General features: G+C 66.4%; 20 protein-coding genes and 1 pseudogene. 16 read left to right on the top strand and 5 right to left on the bottom strand.

Annotated features, from left to right (window positions below):
• The first annotated feature begins 51 nt into the window (after positions 1-51).
• From G6N43_RS26680 to sppA, 15 genes are all read left to right on the top strand, one after another.
• Positions 52-2,403 (top strand): arylsulfatase, encoded by a 2,352-nt coding sequence (locus G6N43_RS26680; protein WP_083156019.1) that lies wholly within the window; start codon positions 52-54, stop codon positions 2,401-2,403.
• Positions 2,404-2,409: 6 nt separating this feature from the next.
• Positions 2,410-3,120: a hypothetical protein gene (locus tag G6N43_RS26675; RefSeq protein ID WP_083156017.1), complete on the top strand. Its 711-nt coding sequence runs from the start codon at positions 2,410-2,412 to the stop codon at positions 3,118-3,120.
• Positions 3,121-3,124: 4 nt separating this feature from the next.
• Positions 3,125-4,033 (top strand): formylglycine-generating enzyme family protein, encoded by a 909-nt coding sequence (locus G6N43_RS26670; RefSeq protein WP_083156015.1) that lies wholly within the window; start codon positions 3,125-3,127, stop codon positions 4,031-4,033.
• Positions 4,034-4,265: 232 nt separating this feature from the next.
• A complete protein-coding gene (rplN, locus tag G6N43_RS26665) occupies positions 4,266-4,634 on the top strand; it encodes a 50S ribosomal protein L14 (protein WP_083124662.1) in 369 nt (122 codons plus the stop codon).
• A complete protein-coding gene (rplX, locus tag G6N43_RS26660) occupies positions 4,635-4,952 on the top strand; it encodes a 50S ribosomal protein L24 (protein ID WP_083156013.1) in 318 nt (105 codons plus the stop codon).
• Between the two features lies 1 nt (position 4,953).
• Positions 4,954-5,517, top strand: coding sequence for a 50S ribosomal protein L5 (rplE, locus tag G6N43_RS26655; RefSeq protein WP_083156011.1), 564 nt, complete (start codon positions 4,954-4,956; stop codon positions 5,515-5,517).
• Between the two features lie 4 nt (positions 5,518-5,521).
• Positions 5,522-5,707, top strand: coding sequence for a type Z 30S ribosomal protein S14 (locus tag G6N43_RS26650; RefSeq protein WP_067804051.1), 186 nt, complete (start codon positions 5,522-5,524; stop codon positions 5,705-5,707).
• Between the two features lie 92 nt (positions 5,708-5,799).
• The gene (gene rpsH, locus G6N43_RS26645) at positions 5,800-6,198 is read left to right on the top strand and encodes a 30S ribosomal protein S8 (protein ID WP_083156009.1); all 399 of its coding nucleotides are present in this window, start codon (positions 5,800-5,802) and stop codon (positions 6,196-6,198) included.
• A gap of 15 nt (positions 6,199-6,213) precedes the next feature.
• Complete coding sequence (gene rplF / locus G6N43_RS26640; RefSeq protein ID WP_083156007.1) at positions 6,214-6,753, top strand: 50S ribosomal protein L6; 540 nt, start codon at positions 6,214-6,216, stop codon at positions 6,751-6,753.
• 2 nt (positions 6,754-6,755) lie between these two features.
• On the top strand, positions 6,756-7,160 hold the full coding sequence (rplR, locus tag G6N43_RS26635) for a 50S ribosomal protein L18 (protein ID WP_083156005.1): 405 nt from the start codon (positions 6,756-6,758) through the stop codon (positions 7,158-7,160).
• 34 nt (positions 7,161-7,194) lie between these two features.
• Positions 7,195-7,863: a 30S ribosomal protein S5 gene (rpsE, locus tag G6N43_RS26630; protein ID WP_179967927.1), complete on the top strand. Its 669-nt coding sequence runs from the start codon at positions 7,195-7,197 to the stop codon at positions 7,861-7,863.
• 2 nt (positions 7,864-7,865) lie between these two features.
• Positions 7,866-8,045: a 50S ribosomal protein L30 gene (gene rpmD, locus G6N43_RS26625; protein WP_083156001.1), complete on the top strand. Its 180-nt coding sequence runs from the start codon at positions 7,866-7,868 to the stop codon at positions 8,043-8,045.
• 2 nt (positions 8,046-8,047) lie between these two features.
• Complete coding sequence (rplO, locus tag G6N43_RS26620) at positions 8,048-8,488, top strand: 50S ribosomal protein L15 (RefSeq protein ID WP_083155999.1); 441 nt, start codon at positions 8,048-8,050, stop codon at positions 8,486-8,488.
• A 121-nt stretch (positions 8,489-8,609) separates the two neighbouring features.
• Positions 8,610-8,954, top strand: a complete 345-nt coding sequence (locus G6N43_RS26615; RefSeq protein ID WP_083155997.1) for a DUF732 domain-containing protein — start codon at positions 8,610-8,612, stop codon at positions 8,952-8,954.
• Positions 8,955-9,075: 121 nt separating this feature from the next.
• Complete coding sequence (sppA, locus tag G6N43_RS26610) at positions 9,076-10,872, top strand: signal peptide peptidase SppA (protein ID WP_083155996.1); 1,797 nt, start codon at positions 9,076-9,078, stop codon at positions 10,870-10,872.
• A gap of 45 nt (positions 10,873-10,917) precedes the next feature.
• Here the strand turns inward: sppA and G6N43_RS26605 are convergent, their stop codons facing one another.
• Both G6N43_RS26605 and G6N43_RS26600 read right to left on the bottom strand, forming a co-directional pair.
• The gene (locus tag G6N43_RS26605; protein ID WP_083155994.1) at positions 10,918-11,574 is read right to left on the bottom strand and encodes an L-fuculose-phosphate aldolase; all 657 of its coding nucleotides are present in this window, start codon (positions 11,572-11,574) and stop codon (positions 10,918-10,920) included.
• Positions 11,571-12,545: an NAD(P)-dependent oxidoreductase gene (locus G6N43_RS26600; protein ID WP_083155992.1), complete on the bottom strand. Its 975-nt coding sequence runs from the start codon at positions 12,543-12,545 to the stop codon at positions 11,571-11,573. Before G6N43_RS26600 ends, G6N43_RS26605 begins: the two co-directional genes overlap by 4 nt.
• 30 nt (positions 12,546-12,575) lie before the next feature.
• Here G6N43_RS26600 and G6N43_RS26595 point away from each other — a divergent pair, with 30 nt between their 5' ends.
• On the top strand, positions 12,576-13,901 hold the full coding sequence (locus tag G6N43_RS26595) for a xylulokinase (RefSeq protein WP_083156144.1): 1,326 nt from the start codon (positions 12,576-12,578) through the stop codon (positions 13,899-13,901).
• Here the strand turns inward: G6N43_RS26595 and G6N43_RS26590 are convergent.
• The 3 genes and pseudogenes from G6N43_RS26590 to G6N43_RS26580 all read right to left on the bottom strand — a co-directional run bounded on the left by G6N43_RS26590 (position 13,898) and on the right by G6N43_RS26580 (position 16,650).
• A pseudogene (locus tag G6N43_RS26590) lies at positions 13,898-14,798 on the bottom strand (class I SAM-dependent methyltransferase). The gene G6N43_RS26595 and the pseudogene G6N43_RS26590 overlap by 4 nt on opposite strands.
• 5 nt (positions 14,799-14,803) lie before the next feature.
• Positions 14,804-15,715 (bottom strand): class I SAM-dependent methyltransferase, encoded by a 912-nt coding sequence (locus G6N43_RS26585; protein WP_083155990.1) that lies wholly within the window; start codon positions 15,713-15,715, stop codon positions 14,804-14,806.
• Positions 15,712-16,650, bottom strand: coding sequence for a class I SAM-dependent methyltransferase (locus tag G6N43_RS26580; protein WP_179968064.1), 939 nt, complete (start codon positions 16,648-16,650; stop codon positions 15,712-15,714). Before G6N43_RS26580 ends, G6N43_RS26585 begins: the two co-directional genes overlap by 4 nt.
• Positions 16,651-16,749: the final 99 nt, after the last annotated feature.

Raw genomic sequence — 16,749 nt, 5'->3', positions numbered from 1 at the left:
CCAGCGCGATCGTCGACCAAGCGGCGATCAGCGAACGGGGACAGGACTGCCATGGCGACGGAATTCAACGGCAAGATCGAACTCGATATCCGGGATTCGGAACCGGACTGGGGTCCCTACGCCGCGCCCACCGCACCGGAGGGCGCCCCCAACGTTCTCTATCTCGTTTGGGACGACACCGGCATCGCCACCTGGGACTGCTTCGGCGGTCTGGTGGAGATGCCGACGATGAGCCGCATCGCCGAACGCGGCGTCCGCCTCTCACAGTTTCACACCACCGCGCTGTGCTCACCGACGCGCGCGTCGCTGCTGACCGGTCGCAACGCCACGACCGTCGGAATGGCGACCATCGAGGAGTTCACCGAGGGGTTCCCGGGCTGCAATGGACGCATCCCCGACGACACGGCGCTGGTGTCGGAGGTCCTCGCGGAGAGGGGCTACAACACCTACTGCATCGGTAAGTGGCATCTCACCCCGCTGGAGGAGTCCAATCTCGCGTCCACCAAGCGACATTGGCCGCTGTCGCGGGGATTCGAGCGCTTCTACGGTTTCCTGGGCGGCGAGACCGACCAGTGGTATCCCGAACTCGTCTACGACAACCATCCGGTCGCGCCGCCCGGGTTGCCGGAGGACGGCTACCACCTGTCGAAGGACCTCGCCGACAAGACAATCGAATTCATCCGTGATGCCAAGGTGATCGCGCCCGACAAGCCCTGGTTCTCCTACGTCTGTCCCGGCGCCGGGCATGCGCCGCATCACGTCTTCAAGGAGTGGGCCGACCGCTACGCCGGCAAGTTCGACATGGGCTACGAGCGCTACCGCGAGATCGTGCTGGCGAACCAGAAGCGCCTCGGTATCGTCCCGCCGGACACCGAGCTCTCACCCGTCAACCCGTACTCGGATGTCAAGGGCCCCAACGGACAACCGTGGCCCGACCAGGACACCGTGCGCCCGTGGGACTCGCTCGCGGACGATGAGAAGCGGTTGTTCTGCCGGATGGCCGAGGTGTTCGCCGGATTCCTGAGCTACACCGACGCCCAGATCGGCCGCATCCTGGACTATTTGGAGGAGTCCGGCCAACTCGACAACACCATCATCGTGGTCATCTCGGACAATGGCGCCAGCGGCGAGGGGGGACCCAACGGTTCGGTCAACGAGGTCAAGTTCTTCAACGGCTACGTCGACACGGTCGAAGAAGGCCTGCGGTACATCGACAACCTGGGCGGACCCGAGACCTACAACCACTATCCGATCGGCTGGGCGATGGCGTTCAACGCGCCGTACAAGTTGTACAAGCGCTACGCCTCGCATGAGGGCGGTATCGCCGACACCGCGATCATCTCATGGCCCGCGGGCCTCGCGGCGCACGGTGAGGTGCGCGACAACTACGTCAACGTCTGCGATATCACGCCGACGGTGTACGACCTGCTTGGCATCGAGCCGCCCGAGACCGTCAAAGGCATCGTCCAGAAACCGCTTGACGGCGTGAGTTTCAAAGCGGCCCTTGAAGATCCGCAGGCAGCGACCGGTAAGACGACGCAGTTCTACACAATGTTGGGGACGCGCGGCATCTGGCACGACGGATGGTTCGCCAACACCGTGCACGCCGCCTCGCCCGCCGGCTGGTCGCATTTCGACAAGGACCGATGGGAGCTGTTCCACATCGAAGCCGATCGAAGCCAGTGCCACGATCTCGCCGCCGAGCATCCGGAGAAACTCGCCGAACTCCAGGCGCTGTGGTTCAGTGAAGCGCAGAAGTACAACGGACTTCCGCTGGCGGATCTGGACATCTTCGAAACCATCGGCCGGGACCGGCCATACCTGACCCGCGCTCGTGAGTCGTACACCTACTATCCGGGCACCGCCGATGTCGGTATGGGGGCCGCAGTGGAGGTCAGTGGGCGGTCATTTGTCGTGATCGCCGAGGTGACCGTCGACAGCACCGGGGCAGAGGGCGTGTTGTTCAAACACGGCGGCGGACACGGTGGACATGTCCTGTTCATCCAGGACGGACGGCTGCACTACATCTACAACTTCCTCGGCGAGGAGGAGCAGGCGCTGTCGTCGCCGGGGCCCGTGCCGTTGGGGAAGCACTCCTTCGGAGTCGCCTACACCCGCACCGGGACGGCCGAGGGCAGCCACACACCAGTCGGCGACGCGGCGCTGTACATCGATGACACCGAGGTGGCATCCCGCTCGGGCGTCAAGATCCACCCCGGCACCTTCGGTCTCGCCGGAGCGACCCTCAGCGTCGGCCGCAACACCGGTTCGCCCGTATCACGGGCATATAAGGCGCCATTCGCGTTCACAGGTGGCACGATCACTCAGGTGAACGTCGATGTCTCCGGTGCACCGTATGTGGATCTGGAGCGTGAATTCGCGCGTGCCTTCGCGAAGGACTGAGCCCTGATGAAGATTCGATCGGCGGCGCTCGCCGCGTTGTGTCTGGTGATGGTGTCCGCCTGCGGCAAGACCAGCGAGGGTGCGCCGGTCGCCGACGAAGCCAGTCAGACCGCTGCAACGACGACGTCCGAGACGGCCACCACAACGGTGACGACGCGGGCCATCCCGACGCCGGAGGCCGACCTCGACGAACCCGGCATCCTGCCGACGACGCGCACCTCGGTGCCCGCGGGCGCGGTGAGCTGTGAGCTGACAGAACCTCCGTCGGACGGAGTGGCGACGGCGACGGTGTCCGATCCGGCCGCACCGAAGATCACGGTGGCACTCCCGCAAGGTTGGTCGTCGGCACCGGGCGAAGGCGACGTGGGCGCGAAACTCACGGGCCCGGACGGGATCGGGGCGACGGTCACGATCACGAAGACGACGCTGGATCCGGCGGAGGCGTTCAAGAAGTACGCCGACGACGCGATGGCGGCATCGGAGGTCAGCAGCGTCAGCGTGTTGCCCGCCGAGATCTGCGGATACAGCGGCCAGAAACTGCTCGGCTCCTGGTCCGATGCGCCGGGCCAATCCGTCGAGTTCGGCGACCGTATCGCGCACATCTGGACGAACTCGGGCGACTATCTCGTGGTGGTGCACGTTCAGGGGCCCGCCAGTGCGGATTTCGACCCGTTCACCTCGCCGCTGATGAAGGATTTCTCCATCGAACTACCCTGAAGCCATGCTCACCGAGCTCGTTGAGCTGCCCGGCGGCACGTTTCGGATGGGTTCGACGCAGTTCTATCCGGAAGAGGCGCCCGCCCACAACGCGACCGTGGTCGCGATCGCCGTTGAACGTCATCCGGTGACCAACGCTCAGTTCGCCGAATTCGTCGACGCCACCGGATATCTCACCGTCGCCGAGCAGCCGATCGACCCTGCGCTGTATCCAGGTGCGGCACCGGAGGATCTGGTGCCCGGTGCGCTCGTGTTCCGGCCGACGAGCGGACCGGTCGACCTGCGGGACTGGCGTCAGTGGTGGACGTGGCAGCCGGGGGCCAACTGGCGGCGGCCTTTCGGTCCCGACGGCTGGAAGTTCGAGGACCACCTCGATCATCCGGTCGTGCAGATCGCGTATCCCGATGCGGCGGCGTACGCACGGTGGGCGGGTCGGCGGCTGCCGACGGAAGCCGAATGGGAGTACGCCGCGCGGGCGGGTGCCACCACCACCTATCCGTGGGGGGACGACGTCGCCCCGGGCGGCAGGCTGATGGCCAACACGTGGCAGGGCCGCTTCCCGTACCTCAACAACGGAGCCCTCGGCTGGGTCGGCACGTCGCCCGTCGGCACCTTCCCGGCGAATGCGTTCGGCCTGCTCGACATGATCGGCAATGTGTGGGAGTGGACGACCACGGAGTTCTCGGGGCACCACCGGCTCGACGGCGGCAAGGGCGCTAACGGCTCTGGGGGCTCTGGGGGTTGCTGCACCCCGACCATGACGCCCGACCCCTCGGTGAATCAGACCCTCAAGGGCGGATCGCACCTGTGTGCGCCCGAGTACTGCCACCGGTACCGGGCCGCGGCGCGTTCACCCCAGTCCCAGGACAGCGCGACCACCCACATCGGGTTCCGCTGTGTGGTCGGCCTCTAGAACGCGCTGACCGGCAGGTCAGCCGTCCGGGGAACCCCGGCCGGCGGTGGGAGTGGGGGTGACCAGCGGCGATTTGGTTCTGCGCAGGTCGTCACCTAGAATCAACGGGTTGCCTTGGGCAGACCTCGGCCGATCTTTTCGGATAGGCCCCGCGTGCCCTTCGGTGACAGCAAGACCGCGCACGTCAGGTCGGTATCTGCCGTGCACACATTAACCAGGTCGAGGAGTTCGAGTGATTCAGCAGGAATCGCGGCTGAAGGTCGCCGACAACACGGGTGCCAAGGAGATCTTGTGCATCCGCGTGCTCGGTGGCTCCGGCCGGCGCTACGCCGGCATCGGCGACATCATCGTGGCGACCGTCAAGGACGCCATCCCGGGCGGCAACGTCAAGCGTGGCGAGGTGGTCAAGGCCGTCATCGTGCGCACCGTGAAGGAGCGCCGCCGAGCCGACGGCAGCTACATCAAGTTCGACGAGAACGCCGCCGTCATCATCAAGGCCGACAACGACCCCCGCGGTACCCGCATCTTCGGGCCGGTCGGTCGTGAACTGCGCGAGAAGCGCTTCATGAAGATCGTTTCGCTTGCTCCGGAGGTGCTGTAGATGAAGGTCAAGAAGGGCGACACCGTCCTGGTCATCTCCGGGAAGGACAAGGGCGCCAAGGGCAAGGTGCTGCAGGCGTATCCGAGCAGGGACAAGGTTCTCGTCGAGGGCGTCAACCGGATCAAGAAGCACACCGCGATCTCGCGCAACGAGCGCGGCGCGCAGTCCGGCGGCATCGTCACGCAGGAGGCTGCCATCCATGTCAGCAACGTGATGGTCGTCGACTCCGATGGCAAGCCCACCCGCATCGCGTACCGCATCGACGAAGAGACCGGCAAGAAGGTCCGCATCGCCAAGACCAACGGCAAGGACATCTGACATGACCACCGCTGAAAAGACCCTCCCGCGCCTCAAGCAGCGCTACCGCGAGGAAATCAAGGACGCGCTGCAAAAGGAATTCGGCTACGCCAACGTCATGCAGATCCCGGGCGTGGTGAAGGTTGTCGTCAACATGGGTGTCGGTGACGCCGCCCGTGACGCCAAGCTGATCAACGGCGCGGTCAACGACCTGGCGCTGATCACCGGCCAGAAGCCCGAGATCCGCAAGGCCCGCAAGTCCATCGCACAGTTCAAGCTGCGCGAGGGCATGCCGATCGGTGCGCGCGTGACGCTGCGCGGCGACCGGATGTGGGAGTTCCTGGACCGCCTCATCTCGATCGCGCTGCCGCGTATCCGCGATTTCCGCGGGCTCTCGCCCAAGCAGTTCGACGGGACCGGCAACTACACCTTCGGGCTTACCGAGCAGTCGGTGTTCCACGAGATCGACGTGGACTCCATCGACCGGCCCCGTGGCATGGACATCACCGTCGTCACCTCGGCGACGAACGACGACGAAGGACGAGCGCTGTTGCGGGCGCTGGGCTTTCCGTTCAAGGAGAACTGAACAGATGGCAAAGAAGGCTCTGGTCAACAAGGCCAATAAGAAGCCCAAGTTCAAGGTGCGCGCTTACACCAGGTGCAGCAAGTGCGGTCGCCCGCACGCGGTTTACCGCAAGTTCGGGCTTTGCCGTATCTGCCTACGCGAGATGGCACATGCCGGCGAACTGCCGGGTGTGCAGAAGTCCAGCTGGTAACAGCTCTACTACTACTGACCCCAAAGGTTGCGGCAGGCCACCGGTGTTGATGAACACGATGGAACCGCCGCGAGGAAGGTGAACCGGCTGTCATGACCATGACGGATCCGATCGCAGACTTCTTGACACGTCTGCGCAACGCCAATTCGGCGTACCACGATGAGGTGACGCTGCCGCACAGCAAGATCAAGGCGAACATCGCCGAGATCCTCAAGCGCGAGGGCTACATCTCCGATTACCGCACCGAGGATGCTCGCGTCGGCAAGTCGCTTGTGGTGCAACTGAAGTACGGCCCGAGCCGTGAACGCAGCATCGCGGGACTGCGCCGGGTGAGCAAGCCCGGTCTGCGCGTCTACGCGAAGTCCACCAATCTGCCGCGCGTGCTCGGCGGTCTGGGCGTGGCGATCATCTCCACGTCGTCCGGTCTGAAGACCGACCGCCAGGCGGCCCGAGAAGGCGTGGGCGGCGAAGTCCTCGCGTACGTGTGGTGAGGGGGAACTAGAACCATGTCGCGAATTGGAAAGCAGCCGGTCCCGGTTCCCGCCGGGGTCGACGTGACGATCGACGGCCAGAACGTGTCGGTCAAGGGTCCCAAGGGGACTCTTGCCCTCGCGGTGGCCGAGCCGATCAAGGTGTCGCGCGACGACGACGGCGCCATCGTGGTGGCCAGGCCTGACGACGAGCGCCGCAGCCGTTCGCTGCACGGGCTGTCGCGGACGCTGGTCGCCAACCTCGTCACCGGGGTCACCGAGGGTTACACCATCAAGATGGAGATCTTCGGCGTCGGTTACCGCGTGGTGGCCAAGGGCAACAACCTCGAGTTCGCCCTGGGCTACAGCCATCCGGTGCTGATCACCGCACCCGAGGGCGTGACGTTCGCGGTGGAGTCACCGACGAAGTTCTCGATCTCGGGCATCGACAAGCAGAAGGTCGGCCAGGTCGCGGCGAACATCCGCCGCCTGCGTAAGAGCGATCCCTACAAGGGCAAGGGCATTCGCTACGAGGGTGAGCAGATCCGCCGCAAGGTCGGAAAGACAGGTAAGTAGAAATGGCTACGAAGACTGAGGCCTCGGTGCATAAGCCCGTGGGGCGCAACGTGTCCGAGACGCGGCGCGTCTCGCGACTGCGTCGGCACGCCCGGCTGCGCAAGAAGATCTCCGGCACGGCCGAGGTGCCGCGCCTGGTGGTCCACCGGTCGTCACGGCACATCCACGTGCAGCTGGTCAACGATCTCAACGGCACCACTGTGGCGGCCGCATCGTCGATCGAGCCGGACGTGCGCGCGATCGACGGCGACAAGAAGGCTCACAGCGTGCGGGTCGGTCAACTGATCGCCGAGCGCGCCAAGGCCGCAGGTATCGACGCGGTGGTGTTCGACCGCGGCGGCTACACCTACGGCGGACGCATCGCCGCACTGGCTGATGCGGCACGCGAAGGCGGACTGAAGTTCTGATGACTGACCTCAATATTTTGGGAAGGACTGCATGATGGCCGAGCAGGCTGGCGCCGCTCCGGCGCAGGACAACCGCGGAGGCGGTCGAGGAGACCGCGACGGACGCGGTCGTCGCGACGACCGCGGCGGCCGTGGCGGCCGCGACAGCGGTGACAAGAGCAACTACATCGAGCGCGTCGTCGCGATCAACCGCGTCTCGAAGGTCGTCAAGGGTGGCCGGCGGTTCAGCTTCACCGCACTGGTCATCGTCGGCGACGGCAAGGGCATGGTCGGTGTCGGCTACGGGAAGGCCAAAGAGGTCCCGGCCGCCATCGCCAAGGGTGTCGAGGAAGCGCGCAAGGGCTTCTTCCGGGTCCCGCTGATCGGTGGGACGATCACCCATCCGGTGCAGGGCGAGGCGGCTGCAGGCGTCGTGATGCTGCGCCCGGCCAGCCCCGGTACCGGTGTGATCGCCGGCGGCGCCGCTCGCGCGGTGCTGGAATGCGCGGGCGTGCACGACATCCTGGCTAAGTCGCTGGGCAGCGACAACGCGATCAACGTGGTGCATGCCACGGTGGCCGCGCTCAAGCTGCTCCAGCGTCCGGAAGAGGTGGCGGCTCGGCGTGGGCTGTCCATCGAGGATGTGGCGCCGGCAGGCATGCTGCGGGCGCGGCGGGAGGCCGAGGCGCTCGCCGCGTCGGCTGCGCGTGAAGGAACGGCGTAACCATGGCAGAGCTCAAGATCACCCAGGTGCGCAGCACGATCGGTGCGCGCTGGAAGCAACGCGAGAGCCTGCGGACCCTCGGACTGCGCAAGATCCGGCAGTCGGTGGTCCGTGAGGACAACGCGCAGACCCGTGGACTCATCAAGGCCGTCCACCACCTCGTCGAAGTAGAAGAGGTCTGAGGATGACTATCAAACTGCACGACCTGCGCCCGGCGCCGGGGTCGAAGACCGCGAAGACCCGAGTGGGCCGCGGTGAGGGCTCCAAGGGCAAGACCGCCGGTCGCGGCACCAAGGGCACCAAGGCACGCAAGAACGTCCCCGCGATGTTCGAGGGTGGCCAGATGCCCATCCACATGCGGCTGCCGAAGCTCAAGGGCTTCCGCAACCGGTTCCGCACCGAGTACGAGGTCGTCAACGTCGGCGACATCAACAAGCTGTTCCCCAAGGGCGGCGATGTGGGTGTCGACGAGCTGGTGGCATCGGGTGCGGTGCGCAAGAATTCGTTGGTCAAGGTGCTCGGCGACGGCAAGCTGACCGTCAAGGTCAACGTCACCGCGCACAAGTTCAGCGGAAGCGCACGCGAGAAGATCACCGCCGCGGGCGGATCCGCAACCGAGCTGTAGCTCCAGTTGTACGCATGAGCCCCTGCCATTACGGTGGGGGCTCTTGTGTAATAGAAACTGGTAACAAGATCAATCGTCGGTGCGATCAATGTCGCGGGGGGCCGAGACTGCAGGAGCTGAGATGACTACTCTCCGTCGCGTCTTCACCATCGCGATGGTCGCCGTTGGTATCGCCGTGTTCGGCGCTGCGACTGCGCAGGCACAAGACTCCGACGAGCAATTCGAGAAGGCGGTCAACTCGCTCGGCATCACCGCGGGTGACGACACGGACCTCGCGGGGCTGGGGCGCAATGTGTGCAACACGCTGGCCGTCGAGATGGCGCGTAACCCCAACCCGGCGCCGCTGGTGCGAAACCTCGTCGCGTCGTTGCAGAACGCCAACCTCAGTCGTGCGCAGGCAGTGGGCTTCATGAGGGTTTCGGTGGCCGTCTACTGCCCGCAGTTCACGGGGATAATGCCGGGCTGAGCGTCCATTGGCGTTGACCCTGCGCTGACGGCTATGTTTGGCTGCATTTCGCCGCCGTGAGCGCAGAGTCAACTCGCTTCCGGCCAGCTGAGACGCCGGCGGCCGTCGGTAGGCTCAAAGGATGTTCGCATTTCTGCCAGGCATCCCGGGCATTGACGACCTTCGCGCGCTCGGCAGGCGGGTCGACACCGCCCGGCATCACGGTGTCCCCGACGGATGCGTGCTCGAACTCGACCTGATGTCGCCGCCGCAGGAAACGAGTGGCTTCGACCCGATCGCGATGATCACCGGCGGCAGCCGGACGTTGGTGCTGCGCGAGGCCGTCGACGCCATTCACCGCGCCGCGGACGACCCGCGGGTGGCGGGCCTGATCGCCCGCGTTCAACTTCCCGCCGCCGCGGCCGGACCCGTCCAGGAACTGCGCGCGGCCATCTCCGCGTTCAGCGACGTCAAGCCGTCGGTCGCCTGGGCCGAGACCTACCCGGGCACGCTGTCGTACTACCTCGCGTCGGCGTTTCGCGAAGTGTGGATGCAGTCCTCGGGCACCGTCGGACTGATCGGCTTCGCGACCAACGCGACGTTCCTACGCGACGCGCTCGACAAGGCGGGTATCGAGGCGCAGTTCGTCGCGCGCGGCGAATACAAGTCCTTCGCAAACGTTTTCACACAGGACAGCTACACCGATTCGCACCGTGAGGCCGATCGCCGACTGATCGAAAGCCTGCACGCCCAGGTCTGGCAGGCGGTCGCGGAGTCCCGCCGCCTCGACCCGGCGGAGGTCGACGCGCTCGCCGACAAGGCGCCGCTGCTGCGCGACGACGCCGTCACCGGCCGATTGATCGACCGAATCGGATTCCGCGACGAGGCCTATGCCCGCATCGCCGAACTCGTTGGCGCGCCGGGCATCTCGCCGGAAACCGGCGACGCGGATTCCGGGGATGCGCCGCCGCGGCTGTACCTGTCGCGGTACGCGAAGGCCACCGCCTCGCGGCCGTCACCACCCATCCCTGCGGTGCCCGGCCGTAAGAAGAAGCCGACGATCGCTGTCGTCACCCTGCACGGCCCGATCGTCAGCGGCCGCGGGGGCCCGCAGGTGCTGCCGTTCGGCAATTCGAGCGCCGGCGGCGACACCATCGCAGCAGCACTGCGCGAGGCCGCAGCCAACGATTCCGTCTCCGCGATCGTGTTGCGCGTGGACAGCCCCGGCGGAGCGATCACCGGTTCGGAAACCATATGGCGCGAGGTGGTCCGGATCCGGAACACCGGAAAGCCCGTCGTCGCGTCGATGGGCGCCGTCGCAGCTTCCGGCGGCTACTACGCAGCGATGGCAGCCGACGCGATTGTGGCCAACCCGGGCACCATCACCGGCTCGATCGGCGTCGTCACCGGCAAGCTGGTCGCCCGTGAGCTCAAGGACCGGCTCGGCGTCCGCTCGGATTCGGTGCGCACCAACGCCAATGCCGACGCCTGGTCGATCAACAAGCCGTTCACCGACGAGCAGCGCGCGCACGTCGAGGCGGAGGCCGACCTGTTCTACACCGACTTCGTCGAGCGGGTCGCCGCGGGGCGCAAGATGGCCGTCGAAGAGGTCGATGCGGTCGCGCGCGGCCGAGTGTGGACGGGCGCCGACGCCCACGAGCACGGACTGGTCGACGAACTCGGCGGGCTTCGCACCGCGATCAGGCGCGCCAAGGTGCTGGCCGGTCTCGACCCCGACGACGACGTCCGGCTGGTGAGCTATCCCGGCTCGTCGTTCATGGATTTTCTGCACCCCAAGCCGTCGTCGGCGCCCACGGCCGCATCGCTTCCCGAGGCGCTCGCCGTGCTCGTGGGCCGCTCCGTGGCCGGGGTCATCGGCCAGGCGGAGCGGTCGATGAGTGGCGTCAGCGCCCTCTGGCTGGGCGACTCTCTCTTCTGATTTGTGTGCGTTTAGGAGCGGTGAGCGCTCGAAAACGCACACAAATCACATGGGATTCTGGCGCAGATAGCCGTACACGGCGGCGAAGTTCGTGTTGACCTCGTCGGGGATCGGCACCGGTCCACCAAGAGCTCTTGCGCCCCAGACGATCTGGGCTGTCCGCTCGACCAGTGCGGTGACGTGCAGCACCTTGTCGGGTCGCGGGCCGACGGCCACCAAACCGTGATTGGCGATCAGCGCAGCGGCCCTGCCCTCCAACGCTTTCACGGCGTTGTGGCCGACCTCTGGCGTTCCCGATGCCGCATAGTCCGCACACCGGATGTCGCCACCGCAGTAGACGGCGAACTCGTCGACGGCGGGGGGAATCGGCTGATGTGCGACGGCAAACATGGTGGCCCACACCGGATGACTGTGGATCACACTGCCGATGTCGTCGAACGCGCGATAGCACGCCAGGTGCAGCGCCATCTCCGTCGACGGGCTCCGGCCGTCCTTGGCGGCCAGCACACCGCCGTCCGGGTCGACGAGAACGAGGTCGTCGAGAGTCATGGCGGAGTAGTCCACCGACGACGGGGTGATGACGATGTTGCCGTCCTTGCGCCTGGCTGAGATGTTGCCCGCCGTGCCCTCGACCAGGCCGCGGCGCAGCATGTCCTTGGCTGCGGCCAGTACCGCGTTCTCGGGGTCGGCGACGAATCTCACGTCAGCACCTCCGGGTTGACGATATGTGCGGGCGCGCGTCCGCACAGCAGCGCCTCGAGGCCGTCGGCGACCAGCTGCGCCTGCCGTGCCTCAGTGTTCCACGTGGCCCCGCCGATGTGAGGCGTCAGCACGACGTTGGGCATCCCGGTGAGGGGATGGTCGGCCGGCAGGATCTCGCCGACGAAGTGATCCAGTCCGGCGGCTGCGACCTTGCCGCTGCGCAGAGCGTCGACCAGGGCGTCGGTGTCATGCAGCTGCGACCGCGCGGTATTGAGGAACACCGCACCGTCACGCATCCTCGCGAACTGATCGGCGCCGATCATGCCCACGGTGTCGTCGGTGACCGGCGCATGCAGCGAGACGATGTCGGCCTCGGCGAGCAGGTCGTCGAGGCTATGGTGGGCTTCATCGTTGTACGGGTCGTAGGCGATGACCGTCACGCCGAGCCCCTCCAGCCGCCACCGCAGTGCGCGCGCCACCGCGCCGAGGCCCACCAAACCGGCCGTCCGCCCCGCGATCTCCCACGCCCGAAACCGTTGGTAGGGAATGGTGCCGTCGCGGAAAACCTCCCCGGCACGGACATCCGCGTCGGCGCCCAACACGTGGCGGGTGGTCGCGAACAGCAGCGCGAGCGCCATCTCCGCGACGGCGTCGGCGTTGCGGCCGGGCGTGTACAGCACCGGAATTCCCGCCGCGGTCGCTCCGGCGATATCGACATTGTTGGGGTCACCACGGGTGGATGCGATCGCACGCAAGGGCAGGTCGAACACCGGGCCTATAACCGAATCACTCTCCACCACAAGGATATCCGCGTGCTCGTCGGATACACGCTGGGCCAGTTGCTCGGCGGAATAGATCCGCAGCGGGCGTTGCTCGATCCACGGGTCGTAGGCGACGTCGGCCAGCTGACGCAGCTTGTCGAAGCCCGCACCGCGCAGCGGCGCCGTCACGAGGGCGCGAAGTCTGTCCACGTATGCACATGCTGGCGTACGGTGACGCCCGTGTCAGCCAAAGCGGTGACAATCGGCATCGACATCGGTACGACCGCGGTCAAGGCCGTCGCTGCCGACGAGGACGGCCAGGTGGCGGCCAGGACGAGAATCCCGCACCGGTTACGGGTGCCCGCACCGGATCGGCTCGAGCATGACGCCGACGAGGCCTGGCGGCAGGGCCCGTTGACTGCGCTATCCGAACTGCGCAGGCCCGACGCCAAGGCGGTGACGGTCACCGCGATGGTGCCGTCGCTGACCGCCGTCGACGACCAGGGACGTCCGCGGACACCCGGTCTGCTCTACGGCGACGGCCGAGGTCGGTCGACCGACGGTCCGGCCGCGTCGTTTCTGTCCGGCGAGGCCGTCGAATTCCTGAGCTGGACGGTGGGGGAGGCGCCCGATGCGCACGGCTACTGGCCTGCGACGGCGGTGGCAAACCACGCGTTGGCGGGCGCGCCGATCGTCGACAACTCGACGGCCAGCACCGCGTACCCGTTGTTCGACGGCAACGGCTGGAGTGCATCGGTCTGCGCCGAGTGCGGCACGACACCGGAGACCATGCCGCGGGTCGAGACGATGGGCACCGCGGCGGGCCAGGTCCGCGACACCGAGGCGGTGCTGGGCGCCGGGGCCGTCGACGCAGTGTGCGAACAACTCGTCGCGGGCGCCGACGAGGACGGCGACGTACTCGTGATGTGCGGCACGACCCTGATCGTGTGGGTGACCGTCGGCGAGTTCCGTGAGGTTCCCGGCCTGTGGACGCTGCCGCATCCGCGGTCCGGCAAGTTCCAGATCGGCGGCCCGAGCAACGCGGGTGGCCTCTTCCTCGGCTGGGTCGACCGCCTCGTCGCTGACGGTGGTGAGATCGAGCCCGGACGTGTGCCGGTGTGGTCACCGTATCTGCGTGGCGAACGCGTTCCGCTGCACGATCCGGATCGCCGCGGCGTGCTCGACGGGTTGAACCTCACCCACGACGGTGCGTCAGTGCGGCGGGCAGCCTTCGAGGCCTCGGGATTCGTTGTGCGGCAACTGATCGAGATGAGCGGTATGCGGGCGTCACGCGTCGTTGCCACCGGGGGCGGTACGCGGGTCGCGCCGTGGATGCAGGCCATCGCGGACGCGACGGGGCTACCCGTGAGCGTGTCGGGGGTCGCCGAAGGAGCGGCGCTCGGTGCGGCGTTTCTGGGACGAGTGGCACTGGGGTTGGAATCGTCGGTCACCGACGCGGCGCGGTGGGCAACGGTCGAAAGGGTCGTCGAGCCCGATCCAGCCTGGCGAGCGGCGGTCGACGACCGTTACGGCAGGTTCTGCGAACTGACTCAACGCGACGATTAGCGTTTGATCGCCGTCAGGTAGCTCATATCGGTGAAGAAGCCCATCGTCCCGTCCTCAGGGAACTCGAATCCGTTGGCGGCGTATGCGTCCCGCACGTTCTGCGCAGTGACGTCCCACCCGCGCGCCGTCAGGTACTCAACGACGTCGTTGCGCTTCTCGTGGTAGATCAGCTCCGACATTTCGATGTCGTGTCCGTACTTCTTGAGCCGGTCGGCGATCACCCGTGACCGCCCGTCGGAGAACGCGCTGATATCCGGGATGTGCTCGGTGGCGATGCGGCTACCAGGAGCGCTGAGCTCGTCGATACGGTCGAACAGCAGATCCTGCGCTTCGGCCCGGCAGGTAGATCAGCAGGCCCTCGGCGATCCAGGCTGTCGGTTGGGTGGGGTCGAAGCCGTTGTCCAGCAGTGCTTTCGGCCAGTCATCACGAAGATCGACCGCGATCGCCCTTCGGTCCGCCGCAGGTTCGGCGCCCAACTGGGCAAGGGTCTCGGTTTTGAAGGCGATGACCTCGGGCTGGTCCAGCTCGTAGATCGTGGTACCGGCGGGCCAGGCCAGCCGATAGGCTCGCGCGTCCAGGCCGGCGGCCAGTATCACCGCCTGACGGACACCCGCGGCGGTCGCATTGGTGAACAGGGAGTCGAAATGGCGTGTGCGGACGGCCATTCCCTCGGCAGTACGGCGCAAACTGAAGCGGGGATCGACGTCGTCGAACTGGATCTCGCCGTCAAGCGCCTTGACGAAGAAGTCGAGGCCGACGGCGCGCACGAGCGGCTCGGCGTACGGGTCGAAGATGAGACCCTCGCGGTTGCTCAGCGCCCGCTGGGCGGCGACCATCGTCGCCGTCGACCCGACGCTGGATGCCAAGTCCCATGAATCGTTGTCGGTGCGTGCCATGTCTCCTACTTTCTGGTCGCGATCACCGCGAGTGAATCGCGCAGCGGTACAAGGGCTTCGGTGTCGGGAAACTCTCGCCCGTAGCCGGCGAAGACATCCGGACGGCGACGCGCAGACACGTGCCAGCCGCGTTCGGTGAGGTACTCGACGACGCCGTTGCGCTCGCCGTCGTAGAACAGCTGTGTGATGTCCAGGTCGGGCGCGTCATCCAATTGCGCCTTGATCGCCTTCATCCGCGAGCCGATGCTGGCGGCGGCGTCCGGGTGATACTCGGTGGCCAACTGACTGCCCGGCGCGCTGAGCGCGGTGATGTTGTCGAACAGCCGGTCCTGCGCTTCTGGCGGCAGGTACACCAGCAGTCCCTCGGCGCTCCACGCCGTCGGCTGGTTGACATCGAAACCGCTGTCGCGCAACGCCTTCGGCCAGTCCTCCCGCAGGTCGATGCCGACCGTCCGATGCTCGGCTGCGGGGCGCGCACCGATCGACGTCATTGTCGCGGTCTTGAATTCGATCACTCGCGGCTGATCGATCTCGTACACGATGGTCCCGTCGGACCACGGCAGCCGGTACGCACGTGAGTCCAGACCGGATGCCAGGATCACCGCCTGCCTGACCCCTGCGGCACACGCATCCTTGAAGAAGTCGTCGAAGAACCGTGTGCGCACCGCGATGGACGTGGCCAGGAACGCCGGACCGCCCGGTTCGGCGTCGTCAGGAAGTTCGACCTCGCCGTCGACGAGTCGGGTGAAGAACTCCAGCCCGACTGCACGCACCAGCGGCGCGGCGTACGGGTCATCGAAAAGCGCGTTGTGCTCTCGACTGCTAACGGCGCGCGCCGCCGCGACCATCGTCGCGGTGGTACCGACGCTGGACGCCAGATCCCAGCTGTCGCCGTCGGTTCGGCTGTCGGTGCTCATTTTCCGAGTATGCCGGTGACGTACTGCAACTCGCCGAAGCGCGCGGCGTCCTCATCATCCTCGATAGCCGACAGGCCGTTATCCCTCAACAGCTGCTTGACGCCCTGCGACGAGATCTGCCACCCGCGATCGGCCAGATACGCCGACGCCTCGTTGCGATCGCCCATGTAGATGAGATCACCGAAGTCGAGCTCGAAGCCGTGGTTGCGCCATTGCTGCGCAGCCTCCTGCATACGCTCGATCGCCTTCTCGCTGTCCTCGGGGGAGATGCTCGGCGAGCTCTCGACCGCGACGCGACTGCCGACGGCGCTGAGCTCGGTGATGGTGTCGAGCAGCTTGTCCTGCGCCTCCGGCGGCAGGTAGCCGAGTAGACCCTCGGCACTCCACGCGGTGGGCTGGCTCGGGTCGAAGCCGGCGGCGATGAGTGCCGACGGCCAGTCGTAGCGGAGGTCGACGGCTACCGTTCTGCGATCAGCGGTCGGCTCGGCGCCGAACTCGGCGAGCGTCCTGGTCTTGAACTCGATCACCTCGGGCTGATCGATTTCGTAGACCGTCGTACCCGCAGGCCAGTCCAGACGGTAGGCGCGGGAATCGAGGCCCGACGCCAGGATGACCGCCTGGCGGATCCCCGCCGCAGCCGCATCTTGGAAGAACTCGTCGAAGAACTTGGTCCGCACCGCCATGTTGTCGGTCATCCGCGCCATCCCGACCGATGCATGGTCGACGTCGAGATCCTCGACGCGCAGTTCCCCGCTAGCCAGCTTGGTGAAGAAGTCCACCCCGACCGCGCGCACCAGCGGCTCGGCGAACGGATCGTTGATCAGCGCTTCGTCTGCCGCGGTCGCGATCGCGCGGGCCGCGGCGACCATCGTCGCCGTCGCACCGACGCTCGATGCGAGATCCCAGGTGTCGTTGTCAGTCCTTGCCATCATCAGCCCCTACGAGAGTTATTTACTTAGTGGATATAACGAGATGACCCCACGGTATGTTCCCGAGCTGAGAAGTCACTGTGAGCCCAAGTCAAGGTCACTGGA

Source organism: Mycolicibacterium moriokaense (assembly GCF_010726085.1).
Taxonomy (GTDB): Bacteria; Actinomycetota; Actinomycetes; order Mycobacteriales; family Mycobacteriaceae; genus Mycobacterium; species Mycobacterium moriokaense.
Note: the sequence above shows the minus strand (reverse complement) of the source record. Positions and strands in the feature narration are given on the sequence as shown.

What these genes read in the sequence shown, in the direction of transcription:
- G6N43_RS26680 (WP_083156019.1), top strand. Translation starts at nt 52, where the DNA reads ATGGCGACGGAATTCAACGGCAAGATCGAACTCGATATCCGGGATTCG.
- G6N43_RS26675 (WP_083156017.1), top strand. Translation starts at nt 2,410, where the DNA reads ATGAAGATTCGATCGGCGGCGCTCGCCGCGTTGTGTCTGGTGATGGTG.
- G6N43_RS26670 (WP_083156015.1), top strand. Translation starts at nt 3,125, where the DNA reads ATGCTCACCGAGCTCGTTGAGCTGCCCGGCGGCACGTTTCGGATGGGT.
- rplX (WP_083156013.1), top strand. Translation starts at nt 4,635, where the DNA reads ATGAAGGTCAAGAAGGGCGACACCGTCCTGGTCATCTCCGGGAAGGAC.
- rplE (WP_083156011.1), top strand. Translation starts at nt 4,954, where the DNA reads ATGACCACCGCTGAAAAGACCCTCCCGCGCCTCAAGCAGCGCTACCGC.
- G6N43_RS26650 (WP_067804051.1), top strand. Translation starts at nt 5,522, where the DNA reads ATGGCAAAGAAGGCTCTGGTCAACAAGGCCAATAAGAAGCCCAAGTTC.
- rpsH (WP_083156009.1), top strand. Translation starts at nt 5,800, where the DNA reads ATGACCATGACGGATCCGATCGCAGACTTCTTGACACGTCTGCGCAAC.
- rplF (WP_083156007.1), top strand. Translation starts at nt 6,214, where the DNA reads ATGTCGCGAATTGGAAAGCAGCCGGTCCCGGTTCCCGCCGGGGTCGAC.
- rplR (WP_083156005.1), top strand. Translation starts at nt 6,756, where the DNA reads ATGGCTACGAAGACTGAGGCCTCGGTGCATAAGCCCGTGGGGCGCAAC.
- rpsE (WP_179967927.1), top strand. Translation starts at nt 7,195, where the DNA reads ATGGCCGAGCAGGCTGGCGCCGCTCCGGCGCAGGACAACCGCGGAGGC.
- rpmD (WP_083156001.1), top strand. Translation starts at nt 7,866, where the DNA reads ATGGCAGAGCTCAAGATCACCCAGGTGCGCAGCACGATCGGTGCGCGC.
- rplO (WP_083155999.1), top strand. Translation starts at nt 8,048, where the DNA reads ATGACTATCAAACTGCACGACCTGCGCCCGGCGCCGGGGTCGAAGACC.
- G6N43_RS26615 (WP_083155997.1), top strand. Translation starts at nt 8,610, where the DNA reads ATGACTACTCTCCGTCGCGTCTTCACCATCGCGATGGTCGCCGTTGGT.
- sppA (WP_083155996.1), top strand. Translation starts at nt 9,076, where the DNA reads ATGTTCGCATTTCTGCCAGGCATCCCGGGCATTGACGACCTTCGCGCG.
- G6N43_RS26585 (WP_083155990.1), bottom strand. Translation starts at nt 15,715, where the DNA reads ATGAGCACCGACAGCCGAACCGACGGCGACAGCTGGGATCTGGCGTCC.